This is a genomic window from Thermodiscus maritimus, from assembly GCF_055382595.1.
The window spans coordinates 433,327-450,108 of the sequence record NZ_AP042434.1; the positions used below are offsets into that span (position 1 = coordinate 433,327).

At 55.8% G+C, this 16,782-nt stretch carries 16 protein-coding genes, 1 tRNA gene and 1 pseudogene; 8 read left to right on the forward strand and 10 right to left on the reverse strand.

The window, feature by feature from the left end; all coding sequences use genetic code 11:
* Nucleotides 1-11: 11 nt before the first annotated feature.
* On the reverse strand, nt 12-233 hold the full coding sequence (locus ACZ47H_RS02345; RefSeq protein ID WP_464933602.1) for an LSM domain-containing protein: 222 nt from the start codon (nt 231-233) through the stop codon (nt 12-14).
* 126 nt (nt 234-359) lie between these two features.
* Between ACZ47H_RS02345 and ACZ47H_RS02350 the strand changes: the two genes are divergently transcribed.
* Nucleotides 360-884 carry a DUF1947 domain-containing protein gene (locus ACZ47H_RS02350; RefSeq protein WP_464933603.1) on the forward strand — a complete coding sequence of 175 codons (525 nt, stop codon included), beginning with the start codon at nt 360-362 and terminating at the stop codon, nt 882-884.
* Here ACZ47H_RS02350 and ACZ47H_RS02355 read toward each other — a convergent pair.
* Nucleotides 881-2,884, reverse strand: a complete 2,004-nt coding sequence (locus ACZ47H_RS02355) for a beta-CASP ribonuclease aCPSF1 (RefSeq protein WP_464933604.1) — start codon at nt 2,882-2,884, stop codon at nt 881-883. The two genes, ACZ47H_RS02350 and ACZ47H_RS02355, sit on opposite strands and share 4 nt — an antisense overlap.
* A 102-nt stretch (nt 2,885-2,986) precedes the next feature.
* Nucleotides 2,987-3,628: an archaeal proteasome endopeptidase complex subunit beta gene (gene psmB, locus ACZ47H_RS02360; protein WP_464933605.1), complete on the reverse strand. Its 642-nt coding sequence runs from the start codon at nt 3,626-3,628 to the stop codon at nt 2,987-2,989.
* A 114-nt stretch (nt 3,629-3,742) separates the two neighbouring features.
* On the opposite strand from psmB, the gene ACZ47H_RS02365 reads away from it, so the two are divergent.
* The gene (locus ACZ47H_RS02365; protein WP_464933606.1) at nt 3,743-4,813 is read left to right on the forward strand and encodes an NAD(P)-dependent glycerol-1-phosphate dehydrogenase; all 1,071 of its coding nucleotides are present in this window, start codon (nt 3,743-3,745) and stop codon (nt 4,811-4,813) included.
* Here ACZ47H_RS02365 and ACZ47H_RS02370 read toward each other — a convergent pair.
* From ACZ47H_RS02370 to ACZ47H_RS02380, 3 genes are read right to left on the reverse strand one after another with little or no spacing between them, the layout of a single operon-like run.
* The gene (locus ACZ47H_RS02370; protein ID WP_464933607.1) at nt 4,797-5,588 is read right to left on the reverse strand and encodes an FKBP-type peptidyl-prolyl cis-trans isomerase; all 792 of its coding nucleotides are present in this window, start codon (nt 5,586-5,588) and stop codon (nt 4,797-4,799) included. The genes ACZ47H_RS02365 and ACZ47H_RS02370 overlap by 17 nt on opposite strands.
* A 1-nt stretch (nt 5,589) precedes the next feature.
* The gene (locus tag ACZ47H_RS02375) at nt 5,590-6,108 is read right to left on the reverse strand and encodes a hypothetical protein (protein WP_464933927.1); all 519 of its coding nucleotides are present in this window, start codon (nt 6,106-6,108) and stop codon (nt 5,590-5,592) included.
* A gap of 5 nt (nt 6,109-6,113) precedes the next feature.
* Nucleotides 6,114-7,118, reverse strand: a complete 1,005-nt coding sequence (locus ACZ47H_RS02380) for an RsmB/NOP family class I SAM-dependent RNA methyltransferase (RefSeq protein WP_464933608.1) — start codon at nt 7,116-7,118, stop codon at nt 6,114-6,116.
* Nucleotides 7,119-7,206: 88 nt separating this feature from the next.
* Between ACZ47H_RS02380 and ACZ47H_RS02385 the strand changes: the two genes are divergently transcribed.
* Both ACZ47H_RS02385 and rtcA read left to right on the forward strand, forming a co-directional pair.
* Nucleotides 7,207-7,740 carry a nicotinamide-nucleotide adenylyltransferase gene (locus tag ACZ47H_RS02385; protein WP_464933609.1) on the forward strand — a complete coding sequence of 178 codons (534 nt, stop codon included), beginning with the start codon at nt 7,207-7,209 and terminating at the stop codon, nt 7,738-7,740.
* 38 nt (nt 7,741-7,778) lie between these two features.
* The gene (rtcA, locus tag ACZ47H_RS02390) at nt 7,779-8,843 is read left to right on the forward strand and encodes an RNA 3'-terminal phosphate cyclase (protein WP_464933610.1); all 1,065 of its coding nucleotides are present in this window, start codon (nt 7,779-7,781) and stop codon (nt 8,841-8,843) included.
* Here the strand turns inward: rtcA and ACZ47H_RS02395 are convergent.
* Both ACZ47H_RS02395 and ACZ47H_RS02400 read right to left on the reverse strand, forming a co-directional pair.
* Nucleotides 8,815-9,852, reverse strand: coding sequence for an NOG1 family protein (locus ACZ47H_RS02395; protein WP_464933611.1), 1,038 nt, complete (start codon nt 9,850-9,852; stop codon nt 8,815-8,817). The two genes, rtcA and ACZ47H_RS02395, sit on opposite strands and share 29 nt — an antisense overlap.
* Entirely contained in the window at nt 9,849-10,343 is a 495-nt protein-coding gene (locus ACZ47H_RS02400) for a TFIIB-type zinc ribbon-containing protein (RefSeq protein WP_464933612.1), read from the reverse strand. Before ACZ47H_RS02400 ends, ACZ47H_RS02395 begins: the two co-directional genes overlap by 4 nt.
* Before the next feature lie 148 nt (nt 10,344-10,491).
* Here ACZ47H_RS02400 and ACZ47H_RS02405 point away from each other — a divergent pair, with 148 nt between their 5' ends.
* Together ACZ47H_RS02405 and ACZ47H_RS02410 are read left to right on the forward strand one after the other, a co-directional pair.
* Complete coding sequence (locus tag ACZ47H_RS02405) at nt 10,492-11,151, forward strand: Ntn hydrolase family protein (protein ID WP_464933613.1); 660 nt, start codon at nt 10,492-10,494, stop codon at nt 11,149-11,151.
* Nucleotides 11,152-11,156: 5 nt separating this feature from the next.
* Nucleotides 11,157-11,915 carry an endonuclease V gene (locus ACZ47H_RS02410; protein WP_464933614.1) on the forward strand — a complete coding sequence of 253 codons (759 nt, stop codon included), beginning with the start codon at nt 11,157-11,159 and terminating at the stop codon, nt 11,913-11,915.
* On the opposite strand, the gene ACZ47H_RS02415 is transcribed toward ACZ47H_RS02410, so the two are convergent.
* Both ACZ47H_RS02415 and ACZ47H_RS02420 read right to left on the reverse strand, forming a co-directional pair.
* A complete protein-coding gene (locus ACZ47H_RS02415; RefSeq protein WP_464933615.1) occupies nt 11,872-12,582 on the reverse strand; it encodes a DUF357 domain-containing protein in 711 nt (236 codons plus the stop codon). The genes ACZ47H_RS02410 and ACZ47H_RS02415 overlap by 44 nt on opposite strands.
* Before the next feature lie 71 nt (nt 12,583-12,653).
* Nucleotides 12,654-12,765 (reverse strand) — tRNA-Lys (locus ACZ47H_RS02420).
* A gap of 185 nt (nt 12,766-12,950) precedes the next feature.
* On the opposite strand from ACZ47H_RS02420, the gene ACZ47H_RS02425 reads away from it, so the two are divergent.
* Nucleotides 12,951-13,211 carry a DNA-directed RNA polymerase subunit H gene (locus tag ACZ47H_RS02425; protein ID WP_464933616.1) on the forward strand — a complete coding sequence of 87 codons (261 nt, stop codon included), beginning with the start codon at nt 12,951-12,953 and terminating at the stop codon, nt 13,209-13,211.
* A 37-nt stretch (nt 13,212-13,248) separates the two neighbouring features.
* Nucleotides 13,249-16,777, forward strand: a pseudogene (locus ACZ47H_RS02430) (DNA-directed RNA polymerase subunit B).
* Nucleotides 16,778-16,782 lie beyond the last annotated feature (5 nt).

The window sequence follows — 16,782 nt, forward strand, 5'->3', positions numbered from 1 at the left end:
TTTTGCCCCACTTACTCTGCCGGGCTTATGACTATTACGTTGTCCCCCCTTACCAGTACTGTTCCTAGCTGGCGGGTTCTTCCTCCCTCGATCTCCTCTGCTTGTCTTAGGAGAACGTTTAGGTGGTTGTCGTAGGCTTCTAGTATCCCCTTCAGCATTCTTCCACCCTTGAGCTGGACGAGCACGTTCCTCTCTAGGAAGTCCTCCAGCACCCTCAGCGTCTCGCTACTCACCATGCATCCCTCCCACTATACTCTATGCCAGGCCACTGGTATTACTCGCGCACCGCCTGCCAGTCTCTAGGCTCTACTCTCGCAATATAAAGCGTTGCTACCCAATTTATAGGCTGGTGTCGCTGGATGGGGAAGGATAAAGGAGAGGGGTTGAAGCCCTCTAAACGCTACCCTGCCTCTAAGAAGGAGAGGAGGTTGGTTGCGAGGTATCTTATGGACATGCTTGGCCTAGACAGTGAGCCTGGCAGCGTGGAGCATGTGGAGTATAAGGGGTTCACAGTCTACGTTGTCGACGGTCTCCCCTGCATTGTTGAGGCTGAGGGTGAGAGGTTCCCTCACCTCCTCTGCCTTGTTAGGAGGAGGACTCCTGGGAGGCTCCCGAGGGTGGTTGTTGATAGGGGCGCTACTGCTGCAGTTGGCCGTGGAGCAGACCTGATGGTGCCGGGTATACGGAGGGTTGAAGGCGAGTTCGGGGAGGGCGATATAGTTGTGATTGTCGACGAGGCTACCGGGATCCCCGTTGCTGTTGGGAGGGCGTTGATGTCTTCAAGAGAGGTGCTGGAGAGGCTCGAGGGTGAGAGGAGGGGTAGGGCTGTCAAGGTGATCCATAGGCCTGGGGACCTGCTCTGGAGGCTGGGTGAGAGCCTCTAGTACTGTACACCGGAGTGGAGCCTGTAGTTTCTTGGATATACGGTTACAGCCTCCAGGTTCTCCGGTACCACGACCTCCGGCGGGTTCTCGAAGCCCAGCTTCTGCCACCGGTTCTTTATGTTCCTGGCGAAGGTTAGGAGGGCTGTTGGCTCTCCATGGTTTAGTATTATGTTCCTGGGCTTTGGGGTGAGGTGCCTGAGGAATAGGAGGAGCTCGCTCTGTGTTGCGTGGCCTGTGAAGCCCTCGACCCTCGCCACCTTCATGCGTACCTTCACCACCCTTAGCTTTCCATTCTCTTGGAAGGCGATCTCCCTCTCACCTTCTAGCAGCCTCCTGCCTAGGGTCCCTGGCGCCTGGTAGCTTACGAATGCCAGGATGTGCCTCTCGTCCTCTGCTAGGTGCTTGAAATAGTCTATGACTGGGCCGCCCTGCATCATGCCGCTCGTGGCTAGTATTATTGCTGGCTCGTCGCTGTAGATGACCTCGTCCCTCTTGGACTGGCTGTTCACGTATACAGTGTTCTCTGATAGGAACGGGTTGTCCCCGTTTAGTATAGCCTCCCTAACGGGCTTGGCGAAGTAGTCGACGTACGCGGTGTGTATTGCGGTTACCTCATATACTAGGCCGTCGACGTATATGGGTATGTCGGGGATCTTCTTCTCCCTGAGGGCCCTATTCAATACTAGCAGTATCTCTTGGCCTCTCCCAACAGCCATGACCGGTATGAGGATCTTGCCCTTATTCTTCACAGCCTCGTTGACGAGGTCTATGAGCTCCGCCTCAGCCATGTGCCTTGGCTGCGTCTCGGTGGCTCCATAGGTGGATTCGATTATGAGTGTCTCGACCCTGTGGAACTGGTAGTTTGCTGGTGGGAGGAGCCTTGTGCTTGTATCACCCTTTATCCTGTAGTATTTGAGGTCTCCCGTGTAGAGTATGTTATAGAGTCCCTGGCCTATGTGGAGGTGGGTTAGTGCGCTTCCAAGTATGTGGCCTGCGTTGGAGAATGTTAGCTTCGTGTCGGGGGCTACGTTTGTTACCACGTTGTATGGCATTACTATTGTCCTGGTGAGCATGAGGTTTATCTCCTTCTGTGTGAAGGGAGGCTCCCTACCCTCCCTCTTAGCAAGCTCTATGAAGTCTAGGAGTACGAGGACCGCTATGTCCCTGGTTGGAGCCGTCATGTAGACTGGCCCGCGGTACCCGTATTTGAAGAGGAGGGGTAGCATGCCCACGTGGTCTAGGTGGGCGTGGCTTATGATCACGGCGTCCAGATCCTCTATCCTGAACTCTGGAGCGTTGAAGTAGGGGAATGCCTCGGGGCCTAGGCTGGTGGGGGCGGCGCCTGCGTCGAGGAGTATCTTGGACTCTCCTGTATCGACTAGTATAGCGCTCCTCCCAACCTCGCCGAAGCTTCCTAGCCCTATCACCCTGATCCTCTTGGTCCCCACTAGTATGTCTCGGAAGATCCTCTCTCCAGCGTCTCTCAGCGCCTTCTGCCTCTCCTTGGTATCGGTGAGCGACTTCCTGAGTATGATGTTGAGAGTCCTGCTCGTTAGGCTGGGCTTCCTCATAACTACAGGCCTCCACCCTGTCTCCGCCAGGATCCTGTTGCGGAAGGAGGCGGACTTGTAGGGGATCACGCTGGGGTTCTTCGCTAGGATGGTCACCTCGCCTAGACGGTCGTCGAATTCTATATCGCCTGGGCCGACCCCGGCCTCTTTTGGTAGGATCTCGAGGAGGTACTTCTTGGTAGCCTCGTGGCTCTTCCTGGTGCTGGGGTCTGTCCTTAGAACTATCCTCTTCCTCAGCTTCTTAGCGAGTTCTCCCACGACCTTCTCGTTAGCCAGTATGTACTCGGGGTTCTTCACGTATACTGCTATCTCGGGGCCCTCGAACTCGATCCTGGTTATATCGGCTCCCCGGAGGGCATTGTATATCTCGAATATTATCATCCGCCGCAGGTCTTCGCCTGTCAGCCTCTCTCTAGACTGTACCGCCATCTTAAACACCCTTTACTCTCACGAGCTGTCCCTTGGCTCTAGGGAGAGAATTCCCGCCTGGCCCATGCCAGGCTAGGAATAACCTTATCGCCGTAGAAGGGATTACTTAGTGAAGGGTATAAATCTTTCCTCATAACCCTTACTGTTGATTATAACTACATCTATACCGTCGCCTGTCGCAGAATCCCTCCTTATAGCCGACCAGAGAGCCCTCCTCGCTATCTCGATCGCCTCTTCAACCGTAAGGTCTTCCCGGTAGTAGTCTTCGAGCACACCATACGCGACGGGGCTGCCGGAGCCTGTAGCCGTGAAGTTATCCTCCGTTATACTACCGTAAGGGTCTAAAGTGTATAGTCTGGGCTTGACATCATAGCCTCCAACTATTAGCTGGACGAGGTATGGGAACCACTTTGACGAGAACAGTATGTTCGAGAGAAGGGTGGCGAGCCCCTTAATGGAGAGCTTAACTCCATGCATTAGCTGGTAGAGCCTAGCCTCCTCCCTCACCACGTCTGCCAGGGCCTGGGCGTCTGCGACTAGCCCGGAGACCGTCATGGCTGCCCGATCTGTTATCTTGACTATCTTCTTAACCCTCCTGCTCGCTATAAGGGTTCCAGCCGTAGCCCTCTTATCAGCTGCGAGGATGACGCTGTCCCCTGCTATCAGGCCCACAGTTGTTGTCCCGTGGATCGCTTTGGGCTGGCCCCCGGTTGGCGTGAAGGACTTCTCCCATCCCGGGTACACTGTTCAATCACCTATTTCTCCAACTCCGCCTAGTTGAGGGGGAAGCTTATAGCTATATGTCATATTCCTATATCATCCCCGGTTCGAGCTGTTATTGAGGGGCTGTGCCCGGAATTGGAGGAGAGGAGCATACACGTAATAGATATCCCAAAGAAGATCGCTGTGGGATACGGGATACTTAGGAGGGCAGGCGAGTTCCTCAAAATGGTTTATCAGAGGGAGAGGAGCGTCCTAGTAGTCCTGGGCCCCAACGTCTACTCACGGTACTATCATGCTCTGAGGGAGTCGCTGGAGAACGCGGGGTTCACAGTATCATATGCGATCGCGGAAGACGCTAGCGTCGACACTGCTGTGAGAGTGGCGAACGAGGCTAAGGAGTCGGGGGCAGAGATCATTGTAGGATTCGGCGGAGGCAAGTCGATCGACTTGGCAAAGTACGCTGCGAAGGAGTCGGGGAAGGGCTTTGTAAGCATGCCTACCGTCGCCAGCCACGATGGCATTACTAGCCCCTTCGCGAGCCTGAAGGGATTCGAGAAGCCAATGTCGGTGAAGGCGAAGTCCCCGGACCTAATACTCATAGACGTTGACATAGTCGCGTCGGCACCCCACCGCTACAATATGGCGGGGTTCGGAGACCTAATAGGAAAGTTTACCTCGGTTAGGGATTGGAGGCTGGCCCATAAGCTGAAGGGAGAATACTATGGTGGATATGCTACCAGCCTTGCACTGATGAGTGCGAGGCATGTGAGCTCCTATTACAAGGAGATAGCGCTCGGCACACGTGAGGGTCTAAGGGTTCTCCTAGAAGCCCTGGTAAGCAGCGGGGTGGCGATGGGGATCGCCGGGAGCACGAGGCCGGCCAGCGGGTCTGAGCACCTCTTCGCCCACGCCCTCACGATAGTGGCGGGGAATAAGCCCCTCCATGGTGAAGCCGTGGGTGTAGGCACTATTATGATGGCCTACCTCCATGGTCTAGCGTGGAGGAAGATCAGGAAGCTCTTGAAGAGAGTGGGGCTCCCTGTCACGGCGAGAGAGCTGGGTGTGACTGATGACGAGGTTGTAGAGGCGCTGACAATTGCGGCCAGGATAAGGCCCGAGAGGTATACGATACTCGGCGAAAAGGGGTTAACCAGGGAGGCGGCTGAGAGGCTGGCTAGAAAGACTGGAGTTATTGAGAGGGCTTAGCCTCCTCTCCAGCCTCCTCCTGCTCCTCCTCTTCCTGCTTTCCAGCCTCCTCCTCGGTTTCCTCTTCTCCCTTACCCTCTTCCTCCTCCCTCTTCAGGGGCATCCTGATGGTGAGTACTAGTTCCTTCACACTGGTTAGCTCGTAGACGTTTGATAGTATTGATTGTAGGATGCTCTCCAGATCACGGACTACTATCACTGAGGCCGGCAGCTCTACCGTTGCAACTCCATCCTCGACCTTAACCTGTACGGCGTCTTCTTTCAGGGGTAGGTATCTCAGCACGATCGCCTTTATCTTATCCTCGTCCTTCTCCAGCTTCCTCACTATCTCTACCTCGATCTTCAGTGTCTTCCCGGCTAGCGGGTGGTTGAAGTCTATGTAGGCGAACCTTTCGGTCACCTTCTTTATGACTCCCCTTCTACCCTCCACCTCAACCTCTTCTCCTACCCTAGGCCTTATACCGCTCCTCCTAAGGGCCTTGACGGGGACTGTTACTACTAGATCCTTCCTGTAGGGGCCGAACGCCTCTTCGGGCTTGGCTATGATCTCCTTCTTCTCCCCTACATCCATCTCTCTGATGGCTTTCTCGATGGGGTCTAGGAGTTTGGACTTCCCCACAACTATGAATATTGGGGTGTATCTCTTGTTCGGGTCGAAGGCGTTGTGCTCCTTCGCGACATCGGCTTTCGTGGTCTCGTACAGTATCTCCTTCCCATCCTCTAGCATCTTTATAGTGTAGTGGAGCTCTACTACATCGCCTTCCTTCACGGGCACGTCATCCACCTCTCCTCAAATACCAGCCCATATCCCATATAGGCTCCACTACTCGCCTCCTTCTTCCCCCTATATTAGCTATCTTCCCAACCCCCCAGCCAAGGGCTTCTCCCTTCAAGTTAACAACCAAGGCTGGCCCCGCGGTCCATGATACGGTGTTCTCGGCGTAGACTGTTCTCCCATAGAGGAAGTACTTCTCGCCATTCTCGTCTAGCACAATACACTTCACCCTCCCACAGTGTGGAGCAAGCCTGTGTGCGAAGGGGAGCCCAGGCTTGTACCAGGAGCCGGGCTTCATCATCCCCATGTAGAGGCCTAGACTGTACAAGCTGTCCAGGGGGAGCCTTGATAGGAGGGCGAAGACCTCCTGGGAGGGCGAGAAGACCTCGACGTACTCATAGTTTATCCTCTCCACAGCTATTATAATGGGTGGGAGGAGGTCGCCATCCACCCCTATCTCGTTTAAGAAGCCTGTTAGGGGAGCCCAGTAGCCGCTTTCCGGATCATATTGTTTAATCACTGTCCTCAACGATCTACCACCCGGAGCTTGCATATGAAGAAGCCCTCCACACCCTGCACGTGCGGCCAGAACCTGCCGCACATTCTGACTCTCTCATCGAATTCCACGCCGAAGTATTCTGTGATGCCGGGGCTCGTTGGGGCTTTGAGGGGCTCCACCTCCAGGATGTCGGGGTGCTGTTCCAGAACCCTGTCTATAACCATCTCTCCCTCCTCGGGGGCCAGAGTGCAGGCACTATAGACTATTACCCCTCCGGGCGCCACCGTTTCAATGGCCTTCTCCAGCATTGTTGTTTGGAGCTCGTGTATGAATGCTAGGTCGCTTATAGTTCTAGACCTCTTCCTCCGAGGGTCTTTTCTTATAATGCCCTCCCCCGTGCTGGGGGCATCTACTAGTATCCTATCAGCTGTGGGGAGGCTGAGCCTCGTCGAGTCCCCCTTGAGTATCACGTAGTTGCTGAAGCGGAGCCTCTGAAGGTTCGACCTTAGACTCCTTATCCTCCTCGGGTGCTTCTCTACCGCTACAAGCACTGCCCGGTCCCTTGCTAGCTGGAGGATCTGGGTGGACTTACCGCCGGGTGCGGCTGCCATATCAATAATCAGCTCGCCAGGCGCGGGTTCCAGCTCGTATACTACGCTCATCGATGCAGGGTCTTGCACGTAGTAGTAGCCCTGGAGGTACTCGTGTGTTCCCCCAATGCTTCCAACCCCCTCTTCAACGACACGATAGCCGTGGGGGAGCCACGGGATCTTTTCCAGAACGTAGCCCTTCTCCTCCAGCCTCTCGACGAGTTCCCCGCAGTCTATGGCGTAATCGTTGCATCTTATCGAGTCTGGAAGGGGCTGCTCGTTGGCTTCTAGGAGGCTCAGCGTACCATCATATCCTAGTACCTCTAGGTAGCGGGCGATCATGTAGGGGAGGTAACCGTACTTCTCGGCTAGCCCTCTTACCCGGGGGTCCCTCAGCCTCTCCCTTAGCCTGGAAACCACTCTCTCCATCTTCCAATACATTAGCCGGTGCTCCCTTGGGATATCCATGCATCTCAACGATAAATAGAATATTTTTCTCAACGCAGAATCCCCCTTCAAGGTGCAGGTAATGGAGTACCCCCATAGGAGGCTCGTGGTTGTAGGCCGATTCCAGCCGCCACACCTCGGCCACGTCCACCTGATAGAGTATGCCCTATCGCTGGCTGAGGAGGTCATCGTCGTAATAGGATCAGCGCAGGAGTCCTTCACCCTCAAGGATCCATTGACGGCGGGGGAGAGGCTTCACCTGCTGGACAAGCTTCTAAAGAGCAGGCTCGGAGAGGACTACTGTAGGAGGGTGAAGCTGGTCCCGGTGATGGATATTAACATGAATAAGGTGTGGGTAAGGTACCTTGAAATGCTCCTCCCCAGCTTCGACGGCGTCGTGACAAGGAACCCGCTGGTAGCAGAGCTGTTCAAGGACTCGGGCTATGAAGTAATAATGCAGCCGATGTATGATAGGGGCGAGTGCGAGGGGACGAGGATAAGGAGCCAGATACTAGAGGGTGTAGATAGCCCATCGTGCATCCCCGATGAAATAAAGGAGGATCTAGCCCGCCTAGACTTCGCGGGGAGGCTGAGGAGGCTCTCAGCTAAGGACTAATCCTCCCAGCTGGATGGCTCTTGGAGGTGAGCCTGGGAGTGGAGCCGGTAGTGATTGATGGCTCTATGGGTGAGGGAGGAGGACAGATACTGAGGACCGCGCTCGCCATATCAGCGGTTACAGGGAGGCCGGTTCGGGTCGTGAATATAAGGGCTAAGAGGAGGAACCCGGGGCTGAGACCCCAGCATCTTACAGCTGTGAAGGCTCTCGCAGCGATAACGGGGGCTAGGGTTAAGGGGGCTAGCGTTGGGAGCATGGAGGTTGAGTTCTGGCCCGGCCCTGTTAGGGGTGGAGATTACAGGTTCGATATAGGGACAGCAGGGAGCATACCTCTAGTTCTCCAGGCCCTCCTCCCAGCACTAGCATATGCTGACAGGCCTGTCCGTCTACGCTTAACTGGAGGCACTGATGTTCCAATGTCGCCCACCATAGACTATGTTAGAGAGGTCCTCTCCAGGCTCTTGTCGAGGATGGGCTACGAGTTCACAGTTGAGGTTAGGAGGAGGGGGCACTATCCACGTGGAGGCGGGATTGTGGAAGTAGGAATCGATGACCCACCGCGTGGGTTTAGGCCTGTGGACTTCACTGTTAGGGGGGAGATCACGGGAGTTTATGGGAGGAGCCACGCTGTCCGCCTCCCTAGGCATGTGGCTGAGAGGCAGGCGAGAGCCGCCGCCGACCTCATAATTGAGAGGCTTGGGGTCAAGCCTTCTATCGAGATAGAATGGTATGAGCCCGGGAGGGACCCTCACCTGGGGCCTGGCAGCGGGATCACGCTCTGGTGTATAGCCTCGAACACCGTTCTAGGCTCAGACAGTCTAGGGGCTCGCGGTAAGCCTGCTGAGAAGGTTGGACGCGAGGCTGCATCCAAGCTTCTAGAAGACCTCGCTACGGGGGCGGGGATAGATAGGTTCGCGGGAGACATGGTGCCCGTGTACATGGCTCTAGCCGACGGGGTCTCATCTTATACGGGTGCTAGATTGACGAGCCACGCCAGGACCGTGTTCAAGCTACTAGAGATGATAGTGCCGGGCTTCGAGGCGGAGCTCTCGGGGGAGTCTCCATTCAAAGCAGTTATCCGGGGCGTTGGGCTTTCGAGGTGAGCTCCTCGGCCAGCGACTCCATTAGCCGGGACACCTTCTCCTTATCCGCGGCCACGGTCTCGTAGACCGCCTCGATCACCCCCTCTCCGAGGAGTACCTGAGCCTTCTTCCTAGCCTCCTCGAGGCTCTCTGGGTCGGGGTTGTCGACCTTGTTGAGGGCAACGTATATGGGCTTGCCCCGAGCTATCCGCCTAACATTTGATAGGAGGTCGAACTGTCTCTCAACGCTCATGTAGGCGTTTGGGCTGACGTTGACTAGGAAGAGTATTATTCCATTAAGCTCCTTTAGGGCGGCGACAGCCCTCCTCTCTATCTCGTTCATCTCATCAACTGGCCTGTCCAGGAGTCCCGGGGTGTCTATCACCTGGATCTTGCCATTAGGCATGGTGTAGTGGCCTATGTGTATCGTTGTTGTTGTGAAGGGGTATACTGCAACCTTTGGCTTAGCCCTCGTAGCGTTTCCTACGAGAGTGGACTTTCCGCTGCTGGGGGCGCCTGCCACGATCACGGTTGGGAGGGTAGCGTCTATCGCGGGGAGCCTCTGTATGAATACTACGAGGTCTCGGAGGTAGTCCAGCTCCCTCCTGCACTTCTTGAAGAGGGAGAGGATCCTCCCCCTAGCCTCCCTACCCGTGTTAACAAGCTCCCTCTTGTTCTCGGCGGCCATTAGCAGGAACCTGTACTTTTCGAACAGCTTGCTCGCCAGCTTCCTCCCCCTGCTAATGCATTTGACTGCTTTATGGATCCTGTCCCTGTCGAACTCGATCTCGATAAGCCTCCAGTAGAATGGATGGAGGAAGTCTAGGAGCGCCGCCAGCTGCTTCACGAAGTCGGTCTTCGATATCACTATGTCGTGGGTCCTCTGCAGCGCTGCCACCTCCCTGTCGTAGAGGGTCTTAGCCCTACGGGGGTACCTCGATCTTATCCTCTCGAGTATCTCCTCGTAGGTTGGGACGTGGATCTTCTCGGCGACCGCTGTGGGGTCCCTGTATGCTTGCCTGCTCTTCATCCTCTAGCAGCCCTTCTAACAGCCTCTTCAATCCAGTCCCTATATTCACGTACTATCCTTTCAAGAGTTCTCATGCTTACCCCTGTTCTCCTAGAGGCCGATTTTAATGCATCCGTCTTAGAGGCTCCCTCGCTCCTCTCCCTCACATAGACTGCTACTGCTGCAAGGGTCCTCCTCCTCAGCATCCTGTATGGGGGGAACCCTGTCTTCAACTGACTGATAAGCTCCTGGTCGACTTCCTCGAAGCCCCTGCTCCTCTGGTGCTCGCCCCACCTTCTAGTGTCTAGGCTGGAGATCACCTCTCTCATGCGCCTCTCCACCATAGCCCTCCTAGCCCTCTTCTGGTGGTGTAAGGGATCGTAGTGTGGGGGGACGGGAGTGTCGTCGAAGGGATTCTCCTCTAAAACGGTCCCGCAATCCTGGCATACGAGCTCCCCAGTTATAGGGTTCACCGCCAGCCGTGTAGAGCCGCAGACGGGGCACTTCTCCACGCCATCCCCACCGGGGGAAATGCTGCACCCGGTATTCCATAGGCTGTCGGGACACAGGGTATCACGGTGGGGGAGGGGAGGGGTGCGAGGTGGCAGTACTCCAGGTATTGAACGTAACTTATTTGGCTCTAAAGGTGGCGATCCTTGAATGAGGGTGCCTAGAGTGTCAAGCTACTTCGGCGCGACCAGCGTGGGTGTGAGGGTCAAGGATGGAGTCGTTCTGGCTACTGATAGGAGGATGTCCTATGGGACCTTCATAATGAGCAGGAATGCTAAGAAGATCTATACTATCAACAACAGGGTTGGGATAGCCTTCGCGGGCCTCTACGGTGACATAAGCGGGCTCATAAGAATGCTCCGAGCCGATATCAAGAGCTATAGTTTAATCAATAATGCCGAGCCTAGCGTGCTAATGGTTGCTAAGAGGCTCTCCCTTATAATGTACTCTTACAAGATGCTCCCATTCTACGTCGAGACCATCGTGGCGGGCCTAGACCCGAGCGGGGAGTCGAAGCTGTACGTTCTAGACTCGCTCGGCTCGATAACTGAAGAGCCATACGCGGCGGTGGGCAGCGGGGCGACTATAGCCCTAGGCTACCTTGAGGCGAATTATAGGGAGGATCTAAGCCTAGAGGAGGCGGAGGCAATAGTTGAGAGGGCTGTGAAAACCGCTATTATAAGAGACGCTGGAAGCGGTGACGGGATCGATATACTCTCCATCACCAGGGATGGGGTGAGGGAGAAGAGGATAAGGCTCGAAGTCCGCATCGCCGAGTCCAGGGAGGAGCAGGCCGGAGGGGAAGTGTAGCGGGCTTGGAAGAATCTTCTGGGGAAGTCTGCAGGGGCATAGAAGCCAGGTTCTCGCCCCAGAAGGCGATGAGGGCCCAGAGGCTCCTAGCCTCCAAGCTCATCCTTAGAGATGCTTATGGCCCCATAAGAAGGGTGGCTGGCCTCGACGTAGCATATGCTCGGAGAGGCAGGGACCCTATGGGAGTGGGGGTTGCAGTCCTCCTCTCATATCCTAGCCTCAAAGTTGAGCATTGCATAGCCTATGTAGGGTGGGCGTGCATACCCTACATACCGGGGCTCCTAGCCTTCAGGGAGATGAGCCTCCTGGCCCCAGCAGTGATAAGGTTAGAGGCGGAGGCTGGAGCAGACCTATACGTGGTCGACGGCCATGGAATAGCGCATCCCAGGGGGCTCGGCATAGCAAGTCATATCGGCATTGCTATGGATAAGCCCTCCATAGGAGTGGCGAAGAAGCGGCTCTACGGGAGGGAGGAGGAGAGGGCTGGTAGGAGGGTTCTCGTAGACGAGTCAGGAAATGTTATAGCATATGTGCTGGAGTCGGGGAGGGGCTCCAGGATCTACGTGAGCCCCGGCCACAGGATCACTCCTGCGTCAGCCGCTAGCCTGGTTGCATCGATGCTTAGGAGGGGCCACAGGCTCCCCGAGCCCACGAGGATAGCTGATAGAGTCTCGAAGCAACTGCGGAGGCTTATCGCCTCCAGCAGCGCCGGTCCCGGGTTTATTGATTGCTCGAGCAGTAGCTTCCCTCACAGATCCTCCTAATAATATCACTAGTACCCATTAAGCCGCCTGAGAATGGCTTCTTCGCCTCGAACCTGTAGACTCTTGGCCTCTTACCAGTCCTCTCCTCTACGATGTCGGCTAGCTTCTCTGGATCATATGGCTGGTCGGGGCCTAGCACTATCACGTCGGGCCTCAGCCACTCTAGAGGCTTCATTTTATCCACCGGGTCCCCGAGTATAGCTTTGTACACGTACCTGATTGAGGAGATAACTTGGAGCCTAGTCTCCTCGTCCAGGACCGGCTTCTTCCCCTTCTCCTTCTCCACATTCTTATCTCGGGCGATCACAACGTGGACCTTGCCATACCTCGAGGAGTACCTTAATAGTTCAATGTGGCCTGGGTGGATGAGGTCGAAGGTCCCCGCTACGAACACGATCTTATCGTCGACCGCTAGACTCGGCCACTCGGGCTCCAGGACACCGGTGTACTTGAGGGAGTCTATGAGGCCCTCGGCGTAGGAGGCGGCTGAGAGGGCGGTCTCACAGTCGCCGGCCTCAACATAGTATAGGGCGTCCCTAGCATACCTTCTAGCAGCGTCTAGCAGGTTAGAGTACTCCTCCCCTACCCGATCAGAGACCTTATCGAGGGCCTCAAGCACCCCTCTCGCATATCTTTCTGCCCTATCACATACCCTACCCTGCTCCATTAGCGTCAACCTTGGAGGGTGGAATCTCTTATCCGAGTATAAAGTATTAGGAGCCCTCTTTGTGGGGTTTGTGGCGGGCCCGCCGGGATTCGAACCCGGGACCTACGGGTTTCCCCCGACGGAGGCCAGGACACGCCTCCACGCTAAAAGCCCGCCGCTCTAACCTGGCTGAGCTACGGGCCCTCCCCTCACTCCAGTTATCAGTATCGATGAGCACGGGATAGATTTAAGTGTTACAATCAGTGTTATTGATCCTGGTGAAGAATCGAACGGGCCCACAATCGTGTTGCGTGGAGGGTCGCGTAAAGGCTATAAGAACCATTTAACCCAGCCATATTTCTGCGCGGAGTATGGGGGGCTTGTAAAGGTTGCCATCCAGGTCTAAGAGGAGGGTTAGTAAAAAGATACTCGAGCACGAGCTCGTGCCTAAGCATGAAGTCCTCTCCTTCGAGGAGGCGGTGGAAGTGCTTCGCAAGCTCGGAGTACCCCCTAATAGGCTCCCAGCAATCAGTATAAACGATCCTATCGTTCAGCTGCTGGGGGCTAAGCCTGGAGACATTATACGTATTATAAGGAAGTCTCCAACCGCTGGAGAAGCGGAGTACTATAGGATCGTGGTAGCATTCTAGCATGGGGTGTCGGGTAGTGTCTACGAGCGAGGGTATTATGGGGAGTGGAGAGAAGGATCCAGGATTGAGCAAGGAGGATCTATGGGACGTCTTCAAATCCTACATTAAGGGCATGGGTCTCGCGAAGCAGCATATAGCATCGTACAACCAGCTGGTATTATACAAGATCCAGCAGATGATAGATGAGATAGGTGAGATAGCTCCAGCGTGGCGTATGATTAGGAGAAGGCGCGCCCCAGTATCCCCTGTGGGACTGCCTGACGTGAGGATTAAGCTTGGAAAAGTATATCTGGGGTCCCCGGAGGCTAAGGGGGCTGGCTACGCGGCCAAGATCTACCCCTTGGACTGCAGGATCAGGAATCTCTCCTACATGGCGCCCCTCTACGTTGAGGCTTCTCTCATAGTTAATGGTGTTGAGAAGGAGAAGCACCTGGTCAAGATAGCAGACTTCCCCGTGATGGTTAAGTCAGAGATCGACCCAACCTCGAAGATGTCGGAGTTTGAACTCATCAGTATCGGGGAGGACCCCTATGATCCGGGGGGCTACTTTATAATTAATGGGAGCGAGAAGGTTATCGTTGTCCAGGAGGATCTCGCAGTCAACCGGATAATTGTTGGCCCAGCGGCGGCGGGAACGGCTAAGATAACCCATACCGCCAAGGTAGTCTCCACGATGCTGGGTGTTAGGAGGCAGGTCATAGTAGACAGGATGAGCGACGGTAGCCTGGAGGTGTCGATGTCAAGGCTAAACGCGAGGGTCCCCTTCGTCGTACTCATGAGGGCCCTCGGCTTCGTGGAGGAGCCAAGGATAGCATTCGCGGTCTCAGCAGACCCGGACATACATAGGGAGCTTATCACAAGCTTCGAGAAGGTCTCCGCCACCATAAGGACGCAGGAGGAGGCGCTCGAGTATATTGGGAACAGGCTCGCGAGCGGGCAGCCGAGGGAGAAGAGGATCGAGAGGGCCCTAGAGTTCCTCGACACCCAGTTCCTACCGCACCTTGGGACGAGGCCGGAGGATAGGGAGAAGAAAGCCTTCTACCTGGCCGAGATGGCTAACAGGGTGCTACAGCTCTACCTGGGTAAGAGGGACCCTGACGACAAGGACCACTACTCGAACAAGAGGCTGAGGCTCGCGGGAGACCTCCTAGCGGAGGTGTTGAGGGATGCGCTCAACAACTTCGTATACTCGGTAGAGCAGCAGCTGGAGAGGCTCCTCACCCAGCGCCCGGCGAACATGATTAAGCTATCACACGTGATAAGGCCCGACGTCATATCGGACAAGCTGAGGACCGCGCTAGCCACTGGGAACTGGGGGAGGGATAGGACCGGTGTAAGCCAGGCCCTCGACAGGACTAACTGGATAAGCCTCCACAGCCACTTGAGGAGGGTCATCTCGCCCCTCAGCAGGGGCCAGGTGCACTTGGAGGCGAGAGACCTCCACGGCACCCACTGGGCTAGGCTGTGCCCATTCGAGACCCCAGAGGGGATCAACTGTGGCCTCGTGAAGAACCTGGCGCTCCTAGCCTACATCTCCGTGGGAGTACCCGAGGAGGGCGTTGAGCAGCTCCTCTACAAGATGGGTGTTGTCCCGATAAAGAAGGTAGTCGATGAGGCGGTGGCTAATGGGGAGCCACCGGAGATCATGGAGACGGGGGCTAAGGTATTCCTAAACGGGAGGCCTATAGGCTTCCACCCTGACGGTAAGAGGCTGGCCGAGGAGATAAGGAGGCTTAGGAGGCAGGGCAAGATCCACTATGAGGTGAACGTGGCCCACATACAGACCGAGTACTATAATGAAGTCTACGTCAACACTGATGAAGGCAGGCTCATGAGACCCCTTATAGTCGTCGAGAACGGGAAGCCTAAGCTGACCAAAGAGCACGTGGAGAAGCTGAGGAGAGGCGAGATATCCTTCTGGGACCTGGTGAAGGAGGGTGTCATAGAGTTCCTAGACCCGGACGAGGAGGAGAACGCCTACATCGCGGAGTTCCCAGAGGATATCACAAGGGACCACACCCACCTGGAGCTATGGGTCCACGGCATAGTAGGTGTAGCCGCAGCAACCATACCATACATGGAGCACAACCAGAGCCCGAGGAACACGTACCAGTCGGCTATGGCCAAGCAGGCCCTCGGCCTCTACGCGTTGAACTTCAAGTATAGGGCTGACAGCCACGCTTACCTACTCCACTACCCGCAGAAGCCAATAGTCCAGACCCGCACCCTAGAGCTCATAGGCTATAATGAGAGGCCTGCGGGCCAGAATATGGTAGTGGCTCTAATGGCCTACATGGGCTATAACATGGAGGACGCCCTAGTATTCAACAAGTCCAGCATAGACTTCGGCCTCGCGAGAGCCCACTTCTTCCGAGTATACACTGCGGTGCAGAACCTCTACGCTGGAGGAGCGATGGACGAGATAAGGGTGCCGGAGCCCAACCTGCTAGACCATAAGGGCGACGAGTACTACCGGAAGCTGGGCCCCGACGGGATCGTGGATCCAGAGGTTGAAGTTGAGGGCGGCGACGTCCTCATTGGAAAGGTCAGCCCGCCAAGGTTCATAGGCGAGGAGCGAGTCATGGTCTCAACCTCCCTAGTGAGGAGGGACACTAGTGTCCAGCTAAGGTATGGGGAGCGCGGCGTAGTCGACACTGTAATCCTAACCCAGAACATAGACGGCTTCAAGCTCGTAAAGGTTAGGGTTAGGGAGCAGAGGATACCGGAGATCGGCGACAAGTTCGCTAGCAGGCACGGGCAGAAGGGAGTAATAGGCATACTCCTCCCACGCTACGACCTCCCCTACACGGAGGACGGGATCGTTCCGGACGTCATACTGAACCCGCACGCCATACCCTCCAGAATGACCGTCGGCCAGCTGCTGAGAGACGATCGCTGGGAAGGTTGGAGCATTGAAGGCCAGCTACATCGACGGCACCCCCTTCTATAAGGAGGATATAGACGGGCTGCGGCTCGAGCTGGTAAAGAGGGGCTACGACCCCAACGCCCGCGAGATAATGTATGATGGGAGGACTGGCAGGAGAATCGAGAGGCCCATAACGATCGGGGTCACCTTCTACCAGAGGCTATACCATATGGTAAGCGACAAGATGCATGCAAGGGCTACCGGTAAGGTGCAGCTCCTCACAAGACAGCCGACAGAGGGTAAGGCGAGGCAGGGAGGCCTCAGGTTTGGTGAGATGGAGAGGGACTGCCTCATAGGCCACGGCGCCACCGCCCTGTTGAGGGATAGGATGCTCTTCAACAGCGACAAGTACGAGATGCTGGTATGCAGCAAGTGCGGCCATATAGCATGGTATAATGCGAGGAGGGGCGTGTATGAGTGCCCTATACATGAAGAGGACGGCGACGTGAGGCCCGTGATAGTGCCTTACGCCTTCAAGCTCCTCCTCCAAGAGGTAACTAGCATGTTCGTGAAGCCCAGGCTGATCGTGAACAGTAAGATAGACGTGTTGAACAAGCTCCCAGGCTTCCAGGCATCCCTCCTCCAGAGGAGCCTCCGCGGGAACGGGAAGGATGGTAAGGGGGAAGCCAGTAGGGGGTGATTGGG

Coding starts and splice junctions, on each gene's coding strand:
- ACZ47H_RS02350 (WP_464933603.1), top strand. CDS start 360: ATGGGGAAGGATAAAGGAGAGGGGTTGAAGCCCTCTAAACGCTACCCT.
- ACZ47H_RS02355 (WP_464933604.1), bottom strand. CDS start 2,884: ATGGCGGTACAGTCTAGAGAGAGGCTGACAGGCGAAGACCTGCGGCGG.
- ACZ47H_RS02380 (WP_464933608.1), bottom strand. CDS start 7,118: ATGTATTGGAAGATGGAGAGAGTGGTTTCCAGGCTAAGGGAGAGGCTG.
- ACZ47H_RS02385 (WP_464933609.1), top strand. CDS start 7,207: ATGGAGTACCCCCATAGGAGGCTCGTGGTTGTAGGCCGATTCCAGCCG.
- ACZ47H_RS02395 (WP_464933611.1), bottom strand. CDS start 9,852: ATGAAGAGCAGGCAAGCATACAGGGACCCCACAGCGGTCGCCGAGAAG.
- ACZ47H_RS02405 (WP_464933613.1), top strand. CDS start 10,492: ATGAGGGTGCCTAGAGTGTCAAGCTACTTCGGCGCGACCAGCGTGGGT.
- ACZ47H_RS02415 (WP_464933615.1), bottom strand. CDS start 12,582: ATGGAGCAGGGTAGGGTATGTGATAGGGCAGAAAGATATGCGAGAGGG.